General features: G+C 67.5%; 18 protein-coding genes and 1 pseudogene. 13 read left to right on the forward strand and 6 right to left on the reverse strand.

All coding sequences use genetic code 11. The features are described from left to right. The first annotated feature begins 52 nt into the window (after window positions 1–52). From OO71_RS43915 to OO71_RS43940, 6 genes and pseudogenes are all read left to right on the forward strand, one after another. Window positions 53–1,633: an FAD-binding protein gene (locus tag OO71_RS43915; RefSeq protein ID WP_033296042.1), complete on the forward strand. Its 1,581-nt coding sequence runs from the start codon at window positions 53–55 to the stop codon at window positions 1,631–1,633. Between the two features lie 31 nt (window positions 1,634–1,664). Further along, entirely contained in the window at window positions 1,665–2,834 is a 1,170-nt protein-coding gene (gene hsaA / locus OO71_RS43920) for a 3-hydroxy-9,10-secoandrosta-1,3,5(10)-triene-9,17-dione monooxygenase oxygenase subunit (protein ID WP_033296043.1), read from the forward strand. Beyond that, on the forward strand, window positions 2,834–3,664 hold the full coding sequence (hsaD, locus tag OO71_RS43925) for a 4,5:9,10-diseco-3-hydroxy-5,9,17-trioxoandrosta-1(10),2-diene-4-oate hydrolase (RefSeq protein WP_033296044.1): 831 nt from the start codon (window positions 2,834–2,836) through the stop codon (window positions 3,662–3,664). Before hsaA ends, hsaD begins: the two co-directional genes overlap by 1 nt. Further along, on the forward strand, window positions 3,664–4,563 hold the full coding sequence (gene hsaC / locus OO71_RS43930; RefSeq protein WP_033296045.1) for an iron-dependent extradiol dioxygenase HsaC: 900 nt from the start codon (window positions 3,664–3,666) through the stop codon (window positions 4,561–4,563). The genes hsaD and hsaC overlap by 1 nt, the downstream gene beginning before the upstream one ends. Before the next feature lie 58 nt (window positions 4,564–4,621). After that, on the forward strand, window positions 4,622–4,936 hold the full coding sequence (locus tag OO71_RS51840) for a hypothetical protein (RefSeq protein WP_033296046.1): 315 nt from the start codon (window positions 4,622–4,624) through the stop codon (window positions 4,934–4,936). A 244-nt stretch (window positions 4,937–5,180) separates the two neighbouring features. Then, a pseudogene (locus tag OO71_RS43940) lies at window positions 5,181–5,624 on the forward strand (flavin reductase family protein); the annotation flags it as partial. Window positions 5,625–5,972: 348 nt separating this feature from the next. On the opposite strand, the gene OO71_RS43945 reads toward OO71_RS43940, so the two are convergent. From OO71_RS43945 to OO71_RS43960, 4 genes are all read right to left on the reverse strand, one after another. Continuing rightward, on the reverse strand, window positions 5,973–6,227 hold the full coding sequence (locus OO71_RS43945) for a Smr/MutS family protein (protein WP_033296047.1): 255 nt from the start codon (window positions 6,225–6,227) through the stop codon (window positions 5,973–5,975). Window positions 6,228–6,948: 721 nt separating this feature from the next. Further along, window positions 6,949–8,007, reverse strand: coding sequence for an MBL fold metallo-hydrolase (locus OO71_RS43950; protein ID WP_156096854.1), 1,059 nt, complete (start codon window positions 8,005–8,007; stop codon window positions 6,949–6,951). A 10-nt stretch (window positions 8,008–8,017) separates the two neighbouring features. Continuing rightward, window positions 8,018–9,052: a fatty acid desaturase family protein gene (locus OO71_RS43955; RefSeq protein WP_033296048.1), complete on the reverse strand. Its 1,035-nt coding sequence runs from the start codon at window positions 9,050–9,052 to the stop codon at window positions 8,018–8,020. 81 nt (window positions 9,053–9,133) lie between these two features. After that, complete coding sequence (locus tag OO71_RS43960) at window positions 9,134–10,147, reverse strand: Lrp/AsnC family transcriptional regulator (protein WP_033296049.1); 1,014 nt, start codon at window positions 10,145–10,147, stop codon at window positions 9,134–9,136. Window positions 10,148–10,262: 115 nt separating this feature from the next. On the opposite strand from OO71_RS43960, the gene OO71_RS43965 reads away from it, so the two are divergent. The 5 genes from OO71_RS43965 to OO71_RS43985 are packed head-to-tail and all read left to right on the forward strand — an operon-like array spanning window position 10,263 to window position 15,458. Further along, complete coding sequence (locus OO71_RS43965) at window positions 10,263–11,462, forward strand: M20 metallopeptidase family protein (protein WP_033296050.1); 1,200 nt, start codon at window positions 10,263–10,265, stop codon at window positions 11,460–11,462. A 4-nt stretch (window positions 11,463–11,466) separates the two neighbouring features. Continuing rightward, the gene (locus OO71_RS43970) at window positions 11,467–11,664 is read left to right on the forward strand and encodes a hypothetical protein (RefSeq protein ID WP_033296051.1); all 198 of its coding nucleotides are present in this window, start codon (window positions 11,467–11,469) and stop codon (window positions 11,662–11,664) included. After that, complete coding sequence (locus OO71_RS43975; protein ID WP_033296052.1) at window positions 11,661–13,094, forward strand: sodium:solute symporter family protein; 1,434 nt, start codon at window positions 11,661–11,663, stop codon at window positions 13,092–13,094. Before OO71_RS43970 ends, OO71_RS43975 begins: the two co-directional genes overlap by 4 nt. After that, window positions 13,091–14,293 carry a metal-dependent hydrolase family protein gene (locus OO71_RS43980; RefSeq protein WP_033296053.1) on the forward strand — a complete coding sequence of 401 codons (1,203 nt, stop codon included), beginning with the start codon at window positions 13,091–13,093 and terminating at the stop codon, window positions 14,291–14,293. Before OO71_RS43975 ends, OO71_RS43980 begins: the two co-directional genes overlap by 4 nt. Before the next feature lie 16 nt (window positions 14,294–14,309). Next, on the forward strand, window positions 14,310–15,458 hold the full coding sequence (locus OO71_RS43985) for a low temperature requirement protein A (protein WP_051793152.1): 1,149 nt from the start codon (window positions 14,310–14,312) through the stop codon (window positions 15,456–15,458). A 511-nt stretch (window positions 15,459–15,969) separates the two neighbouring features. Here OO71_RS43985 and OO71_RS43990 read toward each other — a convergent pair. Next, window positions 15,970–16,782: an alpha/beta fold hydrolase gene (locus tag OO71_RS43990; protein ID WP_033296055.1), complete on the reverse strand. Its 813-nt coding sequence runs from the start codon at window positions 16,780–16,782 to the stop codon at window positions 15,970–15,972. Window positions 16,783–16,998: 216 nt separating this feature from the next. Between OO71_RS43990 and OO71_RS43995 the strand changes: the two genes are divergently transcribed. Next, a complete protein-coding gene (locus OO71_RS43995) occupies window positions 16,999–17,475 on the forward strand; it encodes a pyridoxamine 5'-phosphate oxidase family protein (RefSeq protein WP_033296056.1) in 477 nt (158 codons plus the stop codon). 50 nt (window positions 17,476–17,525) lie between these two features. Continuing rightward, window positions 17,526–17,903 (forward strand): VOC family protein, encoded by a 378-nt coding sequence (locus OO71_RS44000; protein ID WP_033296057.1) that lies wholly within the window; start codon window positions 17,526–17,528, stop codon window positions 17,901–17,903. A 744-nt stretch (window positions 17,904–18,647) separates the two neighbouring features. Here OO71_RS44000 and OO71_RS44005 read toward each other — a convergent pair. Next, the gene (locus tag OO71_RS44005) at window positions 18,648–19,778 is read right to left on the reverse strand and encodes a steroid 3-ketoacyl-CoA thiolase (protein ID WP_033296058.1); all 1,131 of its coding nucleotides are present in this window, start codon (window positions 19,776–19,778) and stop codon (window positions 18,648–18,650) included. Window positions 19,779–20,022: the final 244 nt, after the last annotated feature.

The raw sequence follows: 20,022 nt of genomic DNA on the forward strand, positions 1-20,022 counted from the left end.
CCACTTCCGTCACCATAGACGAGAACGTGTTCCAGTTCTAGGGTGGCGGACTATGGACGAGCTCGGGGCGGACGTCGTGATCATCGGAGCCGGGGCGGCGGGCGTGTGTGCGGCCATCGAAGCAGCCGACGCGGGCGCCGACGTACTGCTCGTCGACCGGTTTTCCGGCGGCGGGGCGAGCCGGGTGAGCGGCGGCGTGGTCTACGCCGGGGGTGGAACGCCGCAGCAGCGGGCCGCGGGGGTCGACGACAGCGTGGACGCGATGTACGCGTACCTGCGGCTGGAGACGGGCGACGTCGTTTCGGCGCGGACGCTGCAGCGGTTCTGCGAGGAGAGCGTCGACATGATGGCGTGGCTCGAACGGCAGGGCGTGCCGTTCGAAGGCAGTCTGTGCGACTACAAGACGTCGTACCCCAGCAACAAGCATTACCTGTACTACTCCGGCAGCGAGCTGTCCGGCGGCTTCCGCGACGTGGCGAAACCGGCGCCGCGCGGGCATCGCGTCAAGGGTCCCGGCACGTCGGGGAAGTTGCTGATGAAGCAGCTTCTGGCGGCGGCTCGGCGACGCGGGGTACGTGTTCTGCCGCAGACTGAGGCGGTCAGTCTGGTCGGGGTTGGCGCGGTTTCGGGGGTGGTGGTCCGCAGCCTGCGTGACGCGCCGTGGTGGGCTCGGATCCGGCACGCGCGGCTGGCGGCGTGGTCGGCGAAGCCGGGGATTTACGTGCCTGCGTTGCGGCGGGCGTTGCATGCTCGCGTTTCGCGCATTGAGCAGCGATACGCTCGTGAGCTGCGGATTTCCGCCCGGCGCGGGGTTGTACTTGCGGCCGGTGGGTACATCGTGAACCGTGACCTGGTGCGTGAGCACGCGCCCGCTTATCGCGGCGGCCTAGACCTCGGGACCTCCGCCGACGACGGTTCCGGTCTCCGGCTCGGTCTATCGGTTGGCGGCCGCGCGGCGGAGCTGGACCGCGTGTCGGCATGGCGGTTCCTCACGCCGCCGTCGGCGTTCCTCGGCGGGTTGCTCGTGGACGCTTCCGGACGCCGCATCATCGACGAATCCCGTTACGGCGCGGCCATCGGCGAACGCATGATCACGTCCCACGGCGGCCGCGGCTGGCTGCTGGTCGACGCGCCTCTGGTGGCCTCGGCCCGCCATGACGGCCGTCGCCAGGGCCAGTGGTTTGCGACGCTCCAGCTGCGATACCTGCTGGGTCGGGGCCGAGTCACCGCCGGGACGATCGAGGAGGTGGCCCGGCGCGCGGGCATCGACCCGGCCGGGCTGGCGGCGACGTACGACGAGTACCGGCGCGGCCCGGACCCGGCAGGCAAACTGGCGGAGTTCGCTCGGCCGCTGGACACGCCGCCCTACTCGCTCATCGACGTGTCCGTGAAGCCGAATCTCGGCTACCCGTGCCCGATGCTGACCCTCGGCGGCCTGGTGGTCGACGAGGACACCGGCGCGGTCGCCGGTGTGCCGGGGTTGTATGCCGCCGGGCGGACCGCGGTGGGAATCTGTTCCAGGTCGTATGTGAGTGGCCTCTCGCTGGCTGACTGCGTGTTTTCCGGCCGTAGAGCTGGACTGCACAGTGCCAACGGGGTGGGCCGCGTCGACAAAAACGAGAACGTGTTCTAGTCTTGGTCTGTCGAGCAAGAGAGGACGGCCGATGAGCGAGCTGGCTGCCGTGATCGCGGGGGTGCGCGACCTTCTCCCGGTGCTGCGGGAACGCGCGCAGGAGACCGAGGACGCGCGCCGGATCCCCGCCGAATCCGTGAAAGCACTGCAGGAAACGGGGTTTTTCCGGCTGCTGCAACCGAAACCGTACGGCGGTCTGGAGGCCGACCCGGTCACGTTCTACACCGCGGTGAAACTCATCGCGAGCGCCTGCGGGTCCACCGGCTGGGTCGCGTCGATCCTCGGCGTGCACCCGTGGCACGTCGCGCTGTTCGATGCCCGGGCCCAGGAGGAGGTGTGGGGCGAGGATCACGACGTGCGGATTTCGTCGTCGTACGCGCCGATGGGTAAGGCAACCGTCGTCGAGGGCGGGTACCGGCTGACCGGCCGGTGGAGTTTCTCGTCCGGCTGCGACCACTGCTCGTGGGTGCTGCTCGGCGGCCCGGCGTTCGCGGACGGCAAACCGGTCGACTTCTGCACGTACCTCCTGCCCATTTCGGACTACTCCATTGTGGACGTGTGGGACACGGTGGGGCTGCGCGGTACCGGCTCGAACGACATCGTGGTGGACGACGTTTTCGTGCCGGCGCACCGGGCGTTGAGCTTCGTGGCGACGTCGAAGTGCAAGACGCCTGGCCAATCCGCCAATCCAGGTCCGCTGTACCGGCTGCCGTACGGTTCGGTGCACCCGAGCACGATCACCGCGCCGATCATCGGGATGGCACAGGGCGCGTACGACGCGCATGTGGAGTACCAGGGGAAACGCGTGCGGGCGGCGTATGCGGGTGAACAGTCCAAAGAGGATCCGTTTGCGACGGTGCGGATCGCCGAGGCAGCCAGCGAAATCGACGCGGCTTGGCTGCAGCTGACGCACAACATCGACGAGCTGTACCAGCTGGCTTGCCAAGGCGAGAAGCTGCCGTTCAGCACCCGGCTCCGGGTGCGCCGGGACCAGGTGCGCGGTACGGAACGGGCGATTTCCGCGATCGACCGGCTTTTCGAGAACTCCGGCGGCCGAGCATTGCAGCGGGGTACGCCGATCCAGCGCTTTTGGCGCGACGCGCACGCGGGCCGGGTACACGCAGCGAACGACGCCGAACGCGCGTACGTGATGTTCGGCACCGGTGCGTTCGGTCTGCCGGTTGAGAATGCGATGGTGTGATGGGTTCATATGTAACGGTCCAAAGTGGACTGAAGCTGCACTATCACGAGGCGGGTGTGGAGCATTCGTCGACGGTGCTGTTGCTGCACGGGGGCGGCCCGGGCGCGTCGGCGTGGAGCAATTTCGGCCGGAATCTGCCGGTGTTCGGGAAGGCGTACCGCACGCTGGCGATCGACCAGCCGGGATTCGGCCTTTCCGACAAGCCGGCCGAGCATCCGCAGTATTTCCGCCACAGCGCGGACGCCGTCGTGGAATTGATGGACGAGCTGGGCATCGAGCGGGCGCACCTGGTCGGCAATTCGCTGGGCGCAGGCGCCGCCGTGCGGCTGGCATTGAACCACCCCGATCGCGCGGGCCGGTTGGTGCTGATGGGCGCGGGCGGGTTGAGCGTGAACCTGTTCGCCCCGGACCCGACGGAGGGCGTACGGCTGCTGTCGCGGTTTGCGGCTTCTCCTTCGCGTTCGCGGATGGAAGCGTTCCTGCGGATCATGGTCCACGACCAGTCGCTGGTGACCGACGCGCTGATCGACGAGCGCTTCGCCGCGGCGTCTTCGCCTTCCTCGCTGGCCGCGCTGAAGGCGATGGGCCGGTCGTTCGCCGATTCCTACGAGGAAGGCCTGCTGTGGCGGGAGGCCTACCGCCTGCGGCAACGGGTTCTGCTCGTGTGGGGACGGGAGGACCGGGTGAACCCGCTGGACGGCGCGTTGCTCGCGCTGAAGACGATCCCGCGCGCCCAACTGCACGTTTTCGGCGGCTGCGGCCACTGGGCGCAGCTGGAGAAGTTCGACGAGTTCAACCGCCTCGCGCTCGACTTTCTCGGGAGTTCGTGATGGCCATCCGGTCACTGGGGTACCTCCGTATCGAAGCCACGGACATGGACGCGTGGCGGGTATTCGGCTTGAAAGTGCTGGGCATGGTCGAAGGCACCGGCTCCGACCCCGACGCGCTCTACCTCCGCATGGACGACTTCCCAGCGCGCCTGGTGATCGTCCCGGGCACGCAAGACCGTCTCGCGCAGGCCGGCTGGGAAGCCGCAAACGCCTCGGAACTGGACGACATCCGCGCCCGCCTCGATGCGGCTTCGGTGCCGTACAAGGAAGGCACGCCAGAGGACCTGGCGGACCGCCGCGTCGCGGAACTGGTGAGTTTCGCTGATCCGTCGGGCAACGTCCTGGAGGTCTTCCACGGCGTCGCACTGCAACACCGGCGTGTGGTAAGCCCGTACGGCCACCACTTCGTAACCGGCGAACAGGGCTTGGGCCACGTAGTCCTGTCGACCCACGACGATGCCGCCGCCTTGACGTTCTACCGCGGCGTCCTGGGCTTCCGCCTCCGCGACTCGATGCGCCTGCCCCCGCAACTGGTAGGCCGCCCGGCTGACGGCGCCCCGGCGTGGCTGCGGTTTTTCGGCTGCAACCCACGCCACCACAGCCTGGCCTTCCTCCCGATGCCGACCCCGACCGGAATCGTGCACCTGATGGTGGAAGTCGCCCACACGGACGACGTAGGCCTGTGCCTGGACCGAGCACTACGCCGGAAAATCCCGATGTCGGCAACCTTGGGCAGACACGTGAACGACCTGATGCTGTCGTTCTACATGAAAACCCCAAGCGGCTTCGACGTAGAGTTCGGCTGCGAGGGCCGCCAAGTCGACGATGAGGCGTGGATCGCGAGGGAAAGCACGGCAGTGTCGTTGTGGGGCCACGACTTCACGGTTGGTTCACAGTGACTTCGGCTGGCTCCACCTGGTGGGGGCGAGGGGTGGGGTCTTTGCCGGGGTCGGAGCTGTGGTCGTCGCCATCGTCGCCATCGTCGCAACCACCGTTACCACCACTACCACCACGGTTATCGTCACCACCGCCACGACCGTCGACGTCATCGTCGACATCGCCACCGTGGTCGTCACGACCGCAGTCGCCGCCGATCCCACCGTCACCGTCACCGTCACCGGCTCCGGCTCCGGCACCAGCATCGGCGTCGGCACCGGCACCGGCACCAGCTCCGGCACTGGCGTCAGCGTCGGCCCGATTCCGCGAAGTGCTGGGCCACTTCTGCACGGGCGTCACAGTGGTAACCGGCTGGGCAGGTACGCCGACGGGTGAGACTATTGCTCCCCCTGAAGATGGACCACCTCCCGACTTGCCGCCCGGCTCTTTGCCGACGGGCCACCTGGAGCCGAGCGCTTCACCACCAGTTTCACGACCGCACTCACCGCCACCCAACTCATCACCACTCAACTCACCACCGCGCAACTCACCACCACCACTCAACTCACCACCGCCCACCCGTCCGCCGTCGGGCCCATCGCGTTCTGGTGCATCGCCTCCCCTTTGCTCTCCGACCGGCCCGGTAGGTTTCGCCTGTCAGTCCTTTGCCGCCCTTTCTCTTGATCCGCCATTGGTGCTCTTCTGCGTGTCCCGAACTTCACGGACCTGGCCGGTCCTCGCCGCCGCGGGGAACTTCGCGGTGAACGTGCTCGCCGACGACCAGCAAGCTGTCTCCGCAGCGTTCGGCAGCCGGACCGGAGACAAGTTCGCGTCAGTGTCCTGGCGCCCCGGGCCGTCCGGTGCGCCGCTGCTGGACGGCGCCCTGACGTGGGTCGACTACGAGGTCCAGGCCGTCCACCCTGCCGGTGACCACTACGTCGTGATCGGCCGCGTGACCGCCCTGGGGCAAACTTCCGATGCTCGTCCTCTCCTCTTCCACCGCGGCCGCTACACAGTCACCGAACCGGTCCCGGACGCACTTACCTCCCTCATGCCCTGGCCCCGCCCGGACGACTGGCTCTGACCCGCCAATCTCGTTCAAGGCGGACGTAACCCGTCCGGACAGCTGCCCCTGTCCCCGCCGATCCCACTGAACACAACTGGCTCGGGCGACTCGGCTCAAACCTTCCTTTCTTCGGAACGAAACCCGCTCGAACGGCCTGGCTCCGATCAACCGGTCCTTGCGAGCGCAGACAGAACCCACCTGGGTGGCTGGCTCCGATCTGCCGTTCTCGCCGGGGCAGAACCCATCCGGATGATGGGTTTCCACCGGCTTTCCGTCGAAGCTAGGTGCAGACCGCCGGGGTTACGGGTACCGGCTGTCATTTCGGCGGGAAGGCAGACGATGTGTCCCGATGGCGGACCGTGACTGTCACTTCCACCGGAAGTGCACAAAGACCCGTCCGAAGTTGTCCTTGTCCTTCTCCACTCGGTGGTAGAGCGCCTTCACCTCCTTCCGTTCCAGGAAACGCAATACGTGCTTCTTCAATTGCCCTGATCCTTTACCCGGGATGATCTCCACGACCGGCGCCTTTTTCGCGACCGCTTCTTCGATCACCGCTCGCAGCGCCCGGTCGATCTCCCCGCCGCGGTTGTAGATCTCGTGGAGATCGAGCTTGAGCTTCATGTCTCCAGTCTGCCACGCTGAATCATCCCTGGACCGTGTTCGAACACATGTTCGCACCATCGGGTGATTGGTTGGCGCAACACTGCTTTGGCCGGTGCTCACATGGCAGTATCGAACTGTGTTGATCTAGAAATTGTCCTTGCCGGAGAAGGGATGTTGATGATGGGGGCAGTCAGAAGTGCGGTACTTGATCTTCTACTTGTGGTGCTGCAACACTTTAGCTGTTCGTGGACGGGCATGGTCCGAGGGTCGAGCTCACCCTTCGACGGTCCAAAAGCTTTGACACCGCTAGGGTTCTCGGCTGCAATGACCAACGCTGCCGGGTTGCCGATCTGCCGGTCGAAACCTCTCCGTGCGCCATCCGTCTCGGCTGCGAGATCGCCGCCGCGGGCGAGTGACCGGTTCGGCACGATGTCAGTTGACAGGTTCGCGCGTCATGGCCGAGGCCCTTCTGGTGCACGGCGTTGCGTGTCGAGTCGTAGCGAAGTTGAACCAGAGCAGGTCGCTCCGTGGAAGATTCCGGCCACGCAAAGCCAAATCCACGTCGAGAGGAATACAACAAACAGGCAGGGCACCGGTTGAGAGCCCGCCGCGCGACCCAGATGTCAAGCAGTGGAAGGAGGGTGCCAACCGACCCGGCTCGCCCGATCCGGTCAAGAGAACGACGGCGGAACCGTAGAACCGAGGCAAAGCTCTGAAATCTGACTGACTGAAACGTCCCTCAGCTGAGCGCTTGCCACCATCCGTCTACCGGCGGCGGTGCTGCCACGTCGATCCGCTGGCCCGGTTTCGGAATCGCCAGCGGGAGGTCGTTCGCCTTGGCTTCACGCCATACGCGCTCGGCGGGTTCGGACCAGGCGCGCGTGGAGAGGGTGAAGGTGGCCCAGTGCACCGGCACGAGCAGTCCGCCGCGCACGTCCAGGTGGGCGGCGACGCCTTCCTCGGGTGTCATGTGGATGTCGGGCCAATGGGAGGCATAAGCACCGATCTGGATCAGCGAAGCGTCGAAAGGACCGTACTTCTCGCCAATCGAAGAGAAACCGTCGAAGTACCCGGTGTCGCCGCTGTAGAACACGCGATGCGCGGGTCCGGTAATCACCCATGAAGCCCAGAGCGTGCTGTCGTTCGCAATGCCTCGTCCCGAGAAATGTTGCGCCGGAGCACACACGAAACGGAGACCTGAAATGGTGACATCCTCATGCCAGTCGAGTTCGACGATGCGATCGAGCGGGACATTCCAGCGTTCGAGATGCGCGCCTACTCCCAGCGGAACGAGAAAAGGAGCTTCGGTGAGCGAAGTCAGCTCCCGGACGGTCGCGAGATCGAGGTGGTCGTAGTGGTCGTGCGAGATCACGATTGCATCCAGCCGGCCCAGGCTGGCCAGCGGTACTGGCGGCGCATGGAGCCGACGCGGTCCAGCGAAAGCGGCGGGCGAAACCCGGTCGCTCCACACGGGATCGCAGAGCACCCGGGCGCCATCGATCTCAACGAGCGTCGACGCGTGGCCGTACCAGGTGAGAAACAGGCCATCAGCAGTCGCCGCAACCGGGTCGGTGACCAACGGCACCGTACCGGCTGGACGGCGGCGGTCCCGATCCTCGCCGAACAGGAATTCACGCAGGATCCCGCCAGGAGAAGAGGGAGTAGAGCGAGTGGTCGCAGCATTGCGGAACACGCCGCCGTCGTACTGCGGTGACCGCCGCATGCGTTCGGCACGTGGTCCGGTGGCCTTCGCGCCGAAAGCCACCGGAACCACAGACGCAAACGTTTTCCTCACCATGGTGCCGATTCTACGAGCGGTTCCTGAGAGGAGCCCCAGCTTCGTGGAGGTGCCGGAGTGTCTGCCGGTAGGAGTCGACGAGCCCGGTGCGCGCGTACGGGATGCCGAGCTCGGCGCAGTACCGTTCGACGATCGGCTGGGCCCGGCGCAGATGTACCGACGGCATGCTCGGGAACAGGTGATGCTCGATCTGGTGGTTGAGCCCGCCGAGCAGGACGTCGATCACTGGTCCGCCGCGGACGTTGCGCGACGTGAGTACCTGCTTGCGCAGGAAGTCGAGCTCGGGCTGCCCGGTCAGCGTCGGCATGCCCTTGTGGTTGGGCGCGAAGATCGATCCCATGTAGACACCCCACATTCCTTGGTGGACAGCGAGGAAAAGCAGCGCCATGCCAGGCGGGAGGACGACGAACAGCGCGGTGAGGTAGGCCGCGAAATGCGTGAAGAGCAGCGTGGCTTCCAGCCTGCGGCGACGCAGACCGGGATGCATTACGGCGCGGATACCGGACCAGTGCAGATTCAGGCCTTCGAGGGTGAGGAGCGGGAAGAACAGCCACGCTTGGTGCCGTCCGACGAACCGGGGCAGGCCACGGCTGGCGCGGGCCTGCCGCTGGGACCAGACGAGAATGTCCGGGTCGACGTCGGGGTCCAGCTCCTCGTGGTTCGGGTTCGCGTGGTGGCGCGTGTGCTTGTCCATCCACCAGCCGTAGCTCATGCCGATGCCGAGATTCCCGGCCAGCCGCCCGGCGATCTCGCTCGGCCGCCGCGTCCGGAACACCTGCCGGTGTGCGAGATCGTGCGAAAGCAGGGCGATCTGGCCGAAAAGGAACGCCTGGAACGCCGCCACGGCCAGTTGCCACCACGAGTTGCCGAGCAGCCCGAAGGCGACCCAGCCGCCTGCGAACAGCGTCGTGACGACGGCGATTCGGGCGGTGTAGTACCCCTGGCGACGGTCGAGCAGGCCGGCGTCGGCGATGCGGCGGGAGAGCCGGGAGAAGTCAGAGCCCTGCCGCGGGGGCGAGGGAAGGAGGAGCTTTTCGGTGGTCACCTGCCGAGTCTTTCGGCGGCGAAGCGTCGCCGGAACCCGGCAGGCCCGAGAGCCGATACGGGGGCTGGCCCCACCCCGTGGCTAGCCGAGCGGCTTCACCGGCGCCCAGAAATCCAGCGGTACCAAGCCTTCCGTATGGCCTGCCTCGTCGATGAGATGGCCCATCAGCTTGATCGTGCGCAGCGTGGTCGCCCGGTTGACCACCTGCAGCCACGGCAGCTTCTCGGACAGACCCGCTTCCAACGCTGTGGCCTCGTGGTGACTGCCCAGCCACACCACGACCATGAGGTTGGCGTCACTGCTCGTCGCCGCGCACATGCGGACCTCCGGCAGCGTCGCGAGCGAGCGCGCCGTCGTCTCGAGCGTGTCGGGCGGCACCCGGAGCCACAACATCGCCGTGACCGGGGCTGGCGACAGTGGACGCGCAATCTCGCACCGCAGCCGGATTGCGCCGTGCGCCAGCAAGATGTCCAGTCGGCGGCGGACGGTGGTCGCGCTCACCTCGAGGCGCGAGGCCAACGAAGCCGCGGATGCGCGTACGTCCTCGCCGAGTGCCAGGGCCAGCGAGCGGTCCAGGTCAGTGAACCTCAGTGGCGCGGTCGACCGCCCTGGACGGCCGACGAGCACCTCGCGTTCGCCGGGCGAGATCGCGCGGACCCGCCATCGGCTGCCCTCGGTGAACAACCTCGGCGACACGACCGTCCGGATGCGGGCCACGCCAGGACGGCGGGAGAGGCGGTGCTGTACGTAGTCCGAAAGGTCCCGCAATGTCGGGGCCATCAGGTGGAGGTGGAGGTCGCAGGGCCCGGCCAGGTACTCCACGGTCGGGACGTGGGCGTCGCGCGCAAGTTCGTGGGCGACGCGCAGCGATTCGCCTGGTGCGCAGTCCAGTTCGACGAACGCCAGCGCCATCGTGGCCAGGAGGTCGCCGCCGGGGTACGCGGTGAGCCATGCCTGACCGCGCGCGGAGAGCTGGTCCCAGCGTCGGGCGGCGGTGACCGCACCGATGCCGAGCGCGCGGCCGACCACCGACCACGACGCCCGCGGATCGGTCTGCAAGGCGTCGAGCAGTTTGAGGTCGCTCTCGGTCAACATGGCGGATTCTTCTCCTCCGGCAGGCCGAAGCGGCGGATTCCGGTGATTTTGCCGGGAACCGCGTTCGACCCTTCCATCATCGTCAAGCCAGCATAAGATCCAGCGAGGGAGTCTCATGTCCTTGCGCGCCGACGCCGCCGCCCTGCACCCGGAACTGGTCGCCCTGCGCCGTGACCTGCATCGGAAACCCGAGGTCGGTCTCGATCTGCCCCGTACCCAGGAGACCGTGCTCGGTGCTCTCGACGGTCTCGGCCTGGAAATCTCCCTGGGGCGAAGCCTCAGCTCCGTGACCGCGGTCCTGCGCGGTGGCGGTGGACCGGGTGGCACTGTGCTGCTGCGCGGCGATATGGACGCGTTGCCGGTCACCGAGGCGTCTGGCGAGGAGTTCTCGTCCCGGATCGAGGGTGCGATGCATGCCTGCGGGCACGACCTGCACACGGCCGGCTTGGTCGGCGCTGCCCGGTTGCTCGCCGCGCAACGTGACCGGCTGACCGGTGACGTCGTCTTCATGTTCCAGCCCGGCGAAGAGGGCTGGAACGGCGCCGGGTACATGCTGGAGGAGGGCGTGCTCACCGCCGCCGGTCGCGAGGTCGACGCCGCGTACGGGCTGCATGTCTCGTCGTCGCAGTTCGCGCGGGGTACGTTCACCTGCCGTCCTGGGCCGCTTATGGCCGCGTCGGATGCGGTGAAGGTGCGCGTCGCCGGCGCGGGCGGGCACGGTTCGGCGCCGGAACGTTCGCGGGATCCGATCCCGGCTGCCTGCGAAATGGTGTCCACGCTGCAAACGCGGATGACCCGCGGCCTCGGTGCGTTCGAACCGGCGGTGCTCACCGTCGGCAGCTTCCATGCCGGAACCAAACGCAACATCATCCCCGACGACGCCGTGTTCGAGGCGACTGTCCGCTCGTTCGACCCAGAGGTCCGGGAACGGATTCGTGCCGAAGTGATCCGGGTGTGCGAGGGCATCGCGATGGCGCACGGGGTCGAGGTGGAGATCAGCTATGAAGCCGAGTACCCGGTCACGGTGAACCACGACGACGGGCACGAGTTCGTCGTGGACACGGTGCGCGAGGTGTTCGGCGAGGAGCGCTTTTCCCTGCTGCCGACGCCGATGACCGGTTCAGAGGACTTCTCGCGCGTGCTCGCCAAGGTGCCGGGCGCGTTCGTGTTCCTCGGCGCGGCCAAGGGTGATGATCCGGCCACCGCGCCCGACAACCATTCGCCGCGGGCGGCGTTCGACGATGCGATCCTGGCCGACGGTGCCGCCCTGCTCGCCGAACTCGCCTCCCGCAGGCTCGCGCTCCTGGCCGCGTGATCGCATGCGCAGCTGCCATTTCCCACCGGCGATCCCGGTACTCGCGCTGGTCCTGATGCCGTTCCTGCCGTTCGTCAATTCCACCGGGTTGTGGCTGGGCCTGCCGAAAATGATGGTGTGGGGCGCGTTCTGGTGCCTGATGTTCACCCCGGCGCTGCTGCTGTCGGAGCGGCTGATGGCGCGGCGAGGGGAGCGGCGATGATCCTCGCGTTCACCCTCGCCGGGATCGTGCTCATCGGCGTGCTCGGGTTCGTCGGACGGCGCCGTCCGGTGGCGGATCTCGCGGAATGGACGGTCGGTGGCCGGAAGTTCGGTGCGCTCACCATGTGGTTCCTGCAGGCGGGCGAGGTCTTCACCACCTTCACCTTCCTTGGCATGGCGGGGCTGGCATTCTCCGGTGGTGTGGCGGCGATGTACGCGCTGCCGTACGTCCCGATCGCTTACGTGGTCCTGTTTTTCCTCGCCCGGCGGATCTGGCAGCTGGGCAAGGACCGCGGGTACCTGACCCAGGGCGACTTCCTGGAGGACCGTTACCGGAGCCGCACCCTCGGCACGGTGTCGGCGGTGCTCGGGGTCGTGTTCGTGCTGCCGTACCTGCAACTGCAGATCACCGGGCTCGGCCTGATCGTCCGGCTGGTCACCGGCGACCACGCGTCCGGCACGCTGAGCATGATCGCGGGCAGCGTGCTGGTGGTCGCGTTCGTGTTGTGGGCCGGACTGCGCGGGGTTGCCGCGACCTCGTACTTCAAGGACGCGATCATGCTTGTCGTCCTGGTGGTGCTGATCATCGCGGTGCCGGCGCACTTCGCAGGCGGGGTTTCCAGTGTATTCCACAAGATCGACCAGCTGCATCCGGAAAAACTGTTCGTGCACGCGGGAACCAACGATCACACGTGGTTCGTCACGAGCATGCTGGTGAGTGCGATCGGGGTCGGATTGATGACGCTCCCGCACAGCTGGCCCGCGCTGATGTCCGCGCGTGATCCGAAGGTGTTGCGCCGCAACTATACCTGGATGCCGGTGTACGAGCTGTGCCTGCTGCTGCCGATGATCATCGGGTTTGCGGCGATCCTGGTGGTACCGAAGGGAAGTGACGCCAACGGCGTGCTGCTGACGTTGAGCAAGGACGCGCTGCCGGGCTGGGTCACCGGGCTCGTGGTGGTGGCCGCGACCGCCACGGCGATGGTGCCGGCTGCGGGGATCTTGATCGGAATTTCTTCTTTGGTGGCAAGGAATATCGCCCGGGTCCGGAGTGAGCGCAAGCAATTCTGGATCAACCACGGTACAGTGGTGATTGTCACCGCTCTCGCCCTCGTGCTCGGCATCTTCCGTCCGGACCTGCTCGCCAACCTGCTGCTGCTCACCTTTTCCGGATCGGTGCAGCTCGCTCCGGCAAACCTGCTGGGGTTCCTGAAGAAGGTGCCGGTCGGCAAGATGCCGGTGTTCGCCGGGCTGATCACCGGCGAGGTCGTGGTGATCTGGCTGACCTTCGTGGACACCAAGGCCGCCGGGACGGTGAACGTCGGGCTGATCGGCTTGGCGGTCAACGTGGTGGTACTCGCGGTCGCCGCGTTCATCGAACGGGTCGTCACGCGATCTGCTGACGTCGTCAAGACAGGAGAACCCGTATGACGCGCACGCTTTTCGCCGGCGGCACGGTGTTCGACGGCACGGGCAGCCCGCCCGCGCAGGCGGACGTGGTGGTGGAGGACGGGCGCATCGTCGACGTCGGCGCCGGTCTCGACGGCGACCGCGTCGTCGACTGCACGGGAACCACCGTGCTGCCCGGGCTCTTCGACTGCCACGTGCACGTCACGGTGTCCGAAATTGGGTTGCTGCAGCGGGTGCAGAAGCCGTTCTCGTACCAGTTCTACGAGGCGGCACGGAACCTGTGGACCACTCTGAAACTCGGCATCACGACCGTGCGTGACGCCGCGGGTGCCGATCTCGGGATCAAACAGGCGGTCGCCGACGGCCTGATCCCCGGGCCGCGGCTGGAGATCGCGATCGGCCTCATCAGCCCCACCGGCGGGCACGGCGATGGCTGGATGCCGTCCGGACATTGCGTGCCGATGTCGCTTCCGCACCCCGGTCGCCCGGATGCGACGGCCGACGGTCCCGACGAGATGCGCCGGGTCGCGCGCACCCTCCTTCGCGCGGGCGCCGACGTGCTCAAGGTGTGCACGACCGGCGGCGTGCTGTCGCCGCGGGACGATCCGCGGCATTCGCAGTTCACGCTCGAGGAACTCGACGTCCTGGTCACCGAAGCGACCATGCAGGGCCGCGCGGTGATGGCGCACGCGCAGGGCGCGGAGGGGATCAAGAACGCGGTGCGCGCCGGGATCCGGTCGATCGAGCACGGCATTTACCTCGACGACGAGGCGATCGAGCTGATGCTTGCCCGGGGGACCTGGCTCGTGCCCACTCTGGTGGCGCCGGTGAACGTCCTGCGCGCGGCTGCGGCGGGTGCGTCGCTGCCGGTTGCTGTGGTGGAGAAGGCGAAGGAGGTCGTGGAGGTCCATGCGGAATCCGTGCAGCGCGCGGTCGCGGCCGGGGTGCGGGTGGCGATGGGGACCGACAGCGGCGTCGGTCCACACGGGACGAACCTCGAGGAGCTCGAGCTGATGCGGTCCTGCGGGATGAGCCCGGCGGACGTGCTCGTGGCGGCCACGTCCTCGGCCGCCCGGCTGCTGGGGATGGACGCCGAGCTGGGCAGGCTGGCGCCCGGGTACCGGGCGGACGTCGTGGTGATCTCGGGCGACGCGTACGACTTCCCGTCGCTGGCGGCGAACGTGCGCGAGGTGTGGCAGGACGGGGTGCGCGCCGTGTAGCGGCATACTGTGGCCCGTGATCGGGAAAACGGAGGAACGTCACGCGTCCTGGCTCGAGTTGTTCTTCGACCTCGTCGCCGTGGCCGGGGTGGCCCAGCTTTCGCACCTGGTGCGCGGAAGCCCGTCATGGGGTGACGTCGGCCTGTACGTGTTGTGCTTCCTCGCGTTCTGGACCGCGTGGATGTGCTTCACGGTGTACGGCGACGTCGCCGGCGCGTCCGCACGTGTGGTGCCGGTGCTGCTGGCGATGGCGGGACTTGCGTTCATGGCCGCGTCCGTCCACGACATCGACAAGCACGCGCAGGTCTTCGCGATCGCGTACGTCGCGGTGCGCGCGATCGCGAGCCGAGTGTGGGAAGGCAAGCAGGGCAAGCGGATCATCGTCGAGTGGCCAGTCGTGCACGCCGGGATGGGTGTCGTGCCCTGGTTTGCTTCATTCTGGGTCGATGGTCCGTGGAAGTACGCGCTGTGGGCGCTCGGGCTGGGTCTGGACCTGCTGATCGGGCTGTCGGTGCCGGGGGAGCGGTTCGCCGGCAACATCGCGGCGCAGATGTCCCGGCGGCCGCGGGAGGGTCCGCAGGTCGAGATGGCGTTTGCGCGCCTGGACATCGCGCATTTCGGTGAGCGGCTGGGCTTGTTCTCGATCATCGTGCTCGGCGAGAGTGTCCTGACAGTCACCCAGGCGATGTCGGAGAACCCGGAATGGCACGCGTCGCTGTTCTTGACGGTGGTCGCGGTCCTCGCGCTGCTCGCGGCCTTGTGGGGAGCTGCGTTGTATCGAGGGTTCGCAGGGATTCCGTACCTCACGCTGGACACGTTCGGGCCGAGGGCGCTGCTGCCGGTGCATTGCCTGGTCGCGGGGCTCTTGGCGGCGCTCGCGGGTGGTCTGGGGGACGTTGTGGAATCCGTCGGGCAGGGGCAGGTCGGCGCCGGAACCCGGTGGCTGCTGTGTGGGTGTGTGGCGGCTTTCGTGGTGGTCGGCGCGGCGGCGCGGCTGGCGTCGAAGACGTGGCGTCGATGGGATTACGCCGCCGTGGTGGTCGGGGTGGGAGTGCCGGTTGCGCTGGGGTTCGCCGGCGGGTCACTGGGACCGGCGGGGTTCTTGTGGCTGCTGGTGGTGGCTATCGTGGCGGGTCTGGCGAGGGCGCGCCGTCAGCCGGGTTGAGCTGCGGCGGGGAGTGGGCGCGGCGGTGAGCTGCTGGGGCTCGGTTGTGACGTGCGTAGGGGTGCAGGAGCGACGTCCGCCAGCACAGGGGTGCAGTCGTGATGTGTCACGGCGAGGGCGTGCCACGGCCTGCGGGTGACCTGCGGTGAAAGTGAACCGTCCGACTCAGCTGCCTCCTAGTGGACAATGCGTCGGCCGCACCGAAGGTGAGCCGTGAAGGGAGTTCGGTTGTGCTGTGGACGGGCTGACCATGCGGGTGCCTGGCAGTGAAGAGAATCGGACATGGCTTCGCCACGCGGGTACCGTGCTGTGGAGGAATCTGCTTCCGTGTTGTGTCACATCGCCCGCGACTCGGCCGGGGGGTCAGATTCCGTGAATGGTCCTTTCACAGCCTGCGGTTGCGGTGGTCGGGCACCGCGGTTTGGCGCAGCGACGCGAGTGGGTTAGGCGAGTAGCGCAGCACGGCGCGCGCCGTGCTGGGCGGCCGGAACTTCGGGGTGCAGGGCACGATTCAGGTGTCGATGAGCAGGTCCCGCAGCGCAGCGGCGAACTTGGCCGGATTGCGTTGCGGTGCCAGGTGCGCGCCGGGGACCTCGAGAAACGGCAAACCCAGTTCCAGGGCCAGGATCTTGGCCGGCTGGTAGTGGTAGCGGCCGCGGCTTGCCTCGCCGGCGACCGGCAGGATTTCGGTGTGTGCACGGCGGAGCGCGCGCAGGTCGGGCAGGTAGTCGAAGAACTCGGTGAGCTCGCGGTCGAATAGCCGGAACCAGTCGGCTTCGTGCGGAAGGCGCAGGTGCGGCAGGTCGGGCAGCGCGGCGCCGGCGATGCCGTCCGCGAACCGGGTGACCGCGCCCATCAAATCACCCGAACGGGCCATCCGGACTTGGTCGGCGGTGGCCTCGAGAAGGCCCGTCGCGTCGGGCATGAGCTGCACCGCAGGCGGTTCGTGCGCGACGAGCGTCGTCACCCGATCCGGGTAACGCGCGACGAGGTCGAGCCCGATCAGCGCACCGGCGCTCGTGCCGAACACCGAGACCGGACCGCCGCCGACGAGGTCGAGCACAGCGAGGGCGTCGTCGGCTTGCAGCTGGACCGGGACCGGGCCGGAAGTGGTGTCTGTACTGGCGAAATGACCGCGGCGGTCGTAGGTGATCACGGTGAAGTCCGCGCGAAGATGCTTGACCAGCGCGCGGAACGCGTCCGCCCCGCCGATCCCGCCCGGGACGAGCAGGAGCAAGGGCCCGGCTCCGCTCGTGCGGACGGCCAGCTCGCCCCCGGCGACCGGACAGTGGCGCCTGGCGCTGTCCGCGTTTTCCGCGATCATGCCCAGCAGTCAAGCACAACCCCGGCCGCTCGCTTCCGGGACGGCCGTTTTTGTCGGTGGTGGGTGCGACACTTCCGGCATGACAGATGGAGACGAGTTGTGAGCTGCGGGTCGGGACATTCGGAGTGGGTAGGAGCAGTGGTCGGGTCGCGAGAGGCAGGCGATGGAGCGCGAGGTCGGGGCGTGCGGCCGGGTCGTCGGGAGTGAGGATGAGTCGTGAGTAGTTGGGATGAGTTCAGTGCTGCTGCGCCGTCTCTTGCGGAGCGGGTGCGGGCACGGTTTGCTGCCGCGGAGTCGCATGTTCTGGCCACCCTTCGGCGTGACGGTTCGCCGCGGGTGAGTGGGTCCGAGATCGACTTTCGTGATGGCGAGGCGTACATCGGCTCCATGCTCGACGCCCGCAAGGCACGAGACCTCCAGCGCGACGTCCGCTTCGCGCTGCACGCGTACCCGGGCATCGAGGAGGGCGGCGACGCGAAGATCGCCGGACGCGTCGAGGAGATCACCGATCCGGCGGCGCTGGCCCGGGTCCAGCAAGGCGAGCCGAGTCATTTGTTCCGTCTGGATATCGAGGAAGCGGTGCTCACCTGGGTAGACGACAACACGCTGTGGGTCGAATCGTGGCATCCGGGCAGCTGGGTCCGTTTCGCGAGACCGGACAACGGCCCTGCGGTACGTACGGAGGTGAGGTGATCGACCGGAATGGGCGGGTCTTGGTTGCCGGAGAGTCCTAGCCTGGGCTGATGAAGCTCACGTCCACAGTGCTCGACGCCCCGGAACCCCGGGTGCTCGCAGCGTTCTACCAGGAGTTGCTCGGGTGGCCGATCGGGACTGACGAGCCGGACTGGGTCACGTTGCGGCCGTCCGGGGGCGGTGCCGGGCTGTCGTTCCAGCTGGAGGAGCGGTACGTGCCTCCGGTGTGGCCGGCCAAGCCCGGGGACCAGCAGATGCAGCTGCACCTGGACTTCGAGGTCGACGGCCGGGCAGCTCTCGACGCTGCGGTAGCGCGGGCGGTCGCTGCTGGGGCGCGGGTGGCGGACTTCCAGCCGCAGAGTGACGTGCGGGTGCTCCTTGACCCGGCTGGTCACCCGTTTTGCTTCTGGACAGACGACCGTCCTTGAGCCCAGGCCGACCCGGTCCTCGGGCGTCGGACGGCCGGGCCGGGGAGGTATGGCCAGGGAAGTATGGCCGGGGACTGGCGACGTGCTGCTGCGGGATGTGTGGTTGGTGGATGAGTCCTGCTGCGGGATGCGGCTGGCCGATGAGTCCTGCCGTGGAGCGAGATGGTCGGCGCTCGGCTGCGGACGCTCGGCGACGTGACCGCGTGGTAGCAGACAGGTGCGATTCCGGCCGTTGCTGAGGCTGCAACTCAGTCCGAGGTCTCGGGTGACGATTCTGGCTGCAACTCGGCGGAGAACGCTGTGGCAGTCGTGGCCGCGACGCCTGCTGCGGTCGAGGCGGCGACGTTGTCCGGCGCTGACTGGCGGCCGGAGTTGGGGGCGTGACCGTGGTCGGCATCGAGGCCTTGAACGAGTCCACGTCCGTAGTTGTGGCGGAGCTTTGTCACGCCTGCAGCTGCGACGGCGGTTGCTGCTGTCGGGACTGACGTTGCTGCGGTTGAGGTCGGGACTGCCACGTCGGGACGGTGCTGCGGTCGTCGGGACCGGGACTGTGGTGGTCGGGACCGGGACTGCGGCGATTGAGACCTGGACTGCGGTGGTCGGGTCTGCTGCTGTCAGGATCGAGACTGCGGCGGTCGAGACTGCGGCAGTTGGGATCAGGACAGCCGTGGCCAAGCGTGCCGATCAAGCAGGTCAACCAAGCGGGCCGATCAACCGACCCCACCAACCGACCCCACCAACCCCTCAAATACGCTCCAAAACCGTAGCCGTAGCCATCGCACCTCCGGCGCACATGGTCACCAAGGCGGTTTCCCCGTCGCGGCGTTCCAGTTCGTGCAGGGCCGTCGTCAGGAGGCGGGCGCCTGTGCTGCCTACCGGGTGGCCCAGGGCGATTGCGCCGCCGTTGACGTTCACCCTTGTCTCGTCCGGGGTGTGCATGCGTTGCCACGAAAGGACTACCGACGCGAAAGCCTCGTTCACCTCGAACAGGTCCACGTCGCCGACCTTCATTCCGGCCGCTTCCAGTACGCGCGACGTTGCCTGCACCGGGCCGTCCAGGTGGTAGAACGGCTCCGCGCCCACCAGAGCCTGTCGCCGGATTCGGGCTCGGGGGCGCAGGCCTCCGGCGCGCGCGAGTGAGGCGTCCATCAGCAATACCGCGGCCGCGCCGTCCGAGATTTGCGAGGACGTTCCTGCCGTGTGGATTCCCTCCGGTACCACCGGCTTCAGCCGTGCCAGACCGTCCATTGTGGTCTCTCGCAGGCCCTGATCCCGGGACACCACACCGGCTTCCGTGCGGACCGGCACGACCTCCCGGTCGAAGTGGCCCGAAGCCCACGCGGCGGCTGCGTTCTGCTGCGACCGCACACCGAACGCGTCGACGTCTGCGCGCGTGATGCCTCGGCGCTCCGCGATCCGTTCTGCCGCACCGTACTGGTCCGGCATGTCGATCGACCACGCGTCCGGCTTCGGGGCGCCGACTCCCTCGCCGCGGTTAGCGCCCAGCGGTACCCGGCTCATCGCCTCCACCCCGCACGCCACGCCGACACCGATGGCGTCCGCTGCGATCAACCCGGCGATCAGGTGTGCGGCTTGCTGTGCCGACCCGCATTGCGCGTCGATCGTCGTGGCGCCGGTCGTTTCCGGCAGGCCTGCGTGCAGCCATGCGGTGCGGCTGACGTTTCCGCACTGCTCACCGGCCTGCGTCACCGCCCCGCCGATCACCTGCTCCACCTCGGCCGGGTCGATGCCGGCGCGGTCGACCACCCCGCGCATCGCCGCGCCCAGCAGTTCGGCCGCGTGCAGCCCGGACAGCCATCCGCCGCGCTTGCCGATCGGCGTCCGTGCCGCGGCCACGATCACCGGTTCGCCCACGATGCTTCCCTTCCCGAGTCCAGGACCAGGACCCAAAACTAGAACACGTTACAAAAATTCACAAGCAACCCGGCCAGTACAAAGCATATCGATGAGCAAGCGCTCACCAGCAAAAACACGGACTTGACCGGTAAAGTAAACGGGTTTCACTCAACCGGGTTCCGTCAGTTAACACCGTATGCTCTACTGGGGTCATAGAACGCGTTGCAGTTGGGTATCACCGCCGATCCCGTGCAGGAGGCAA

The sequence above is a fragment of the Amycolatopsis jejuensis genome, assembly GCF_000717335.1.
In the GTDB taxonomy this organism is placed as follows: Bacteria; Actinomycetota; Actinomycetes; order Mycobacteriales; family Pseudonocardiaceae; genus Amycolatopsis; species Amycolatopsis jejuensis.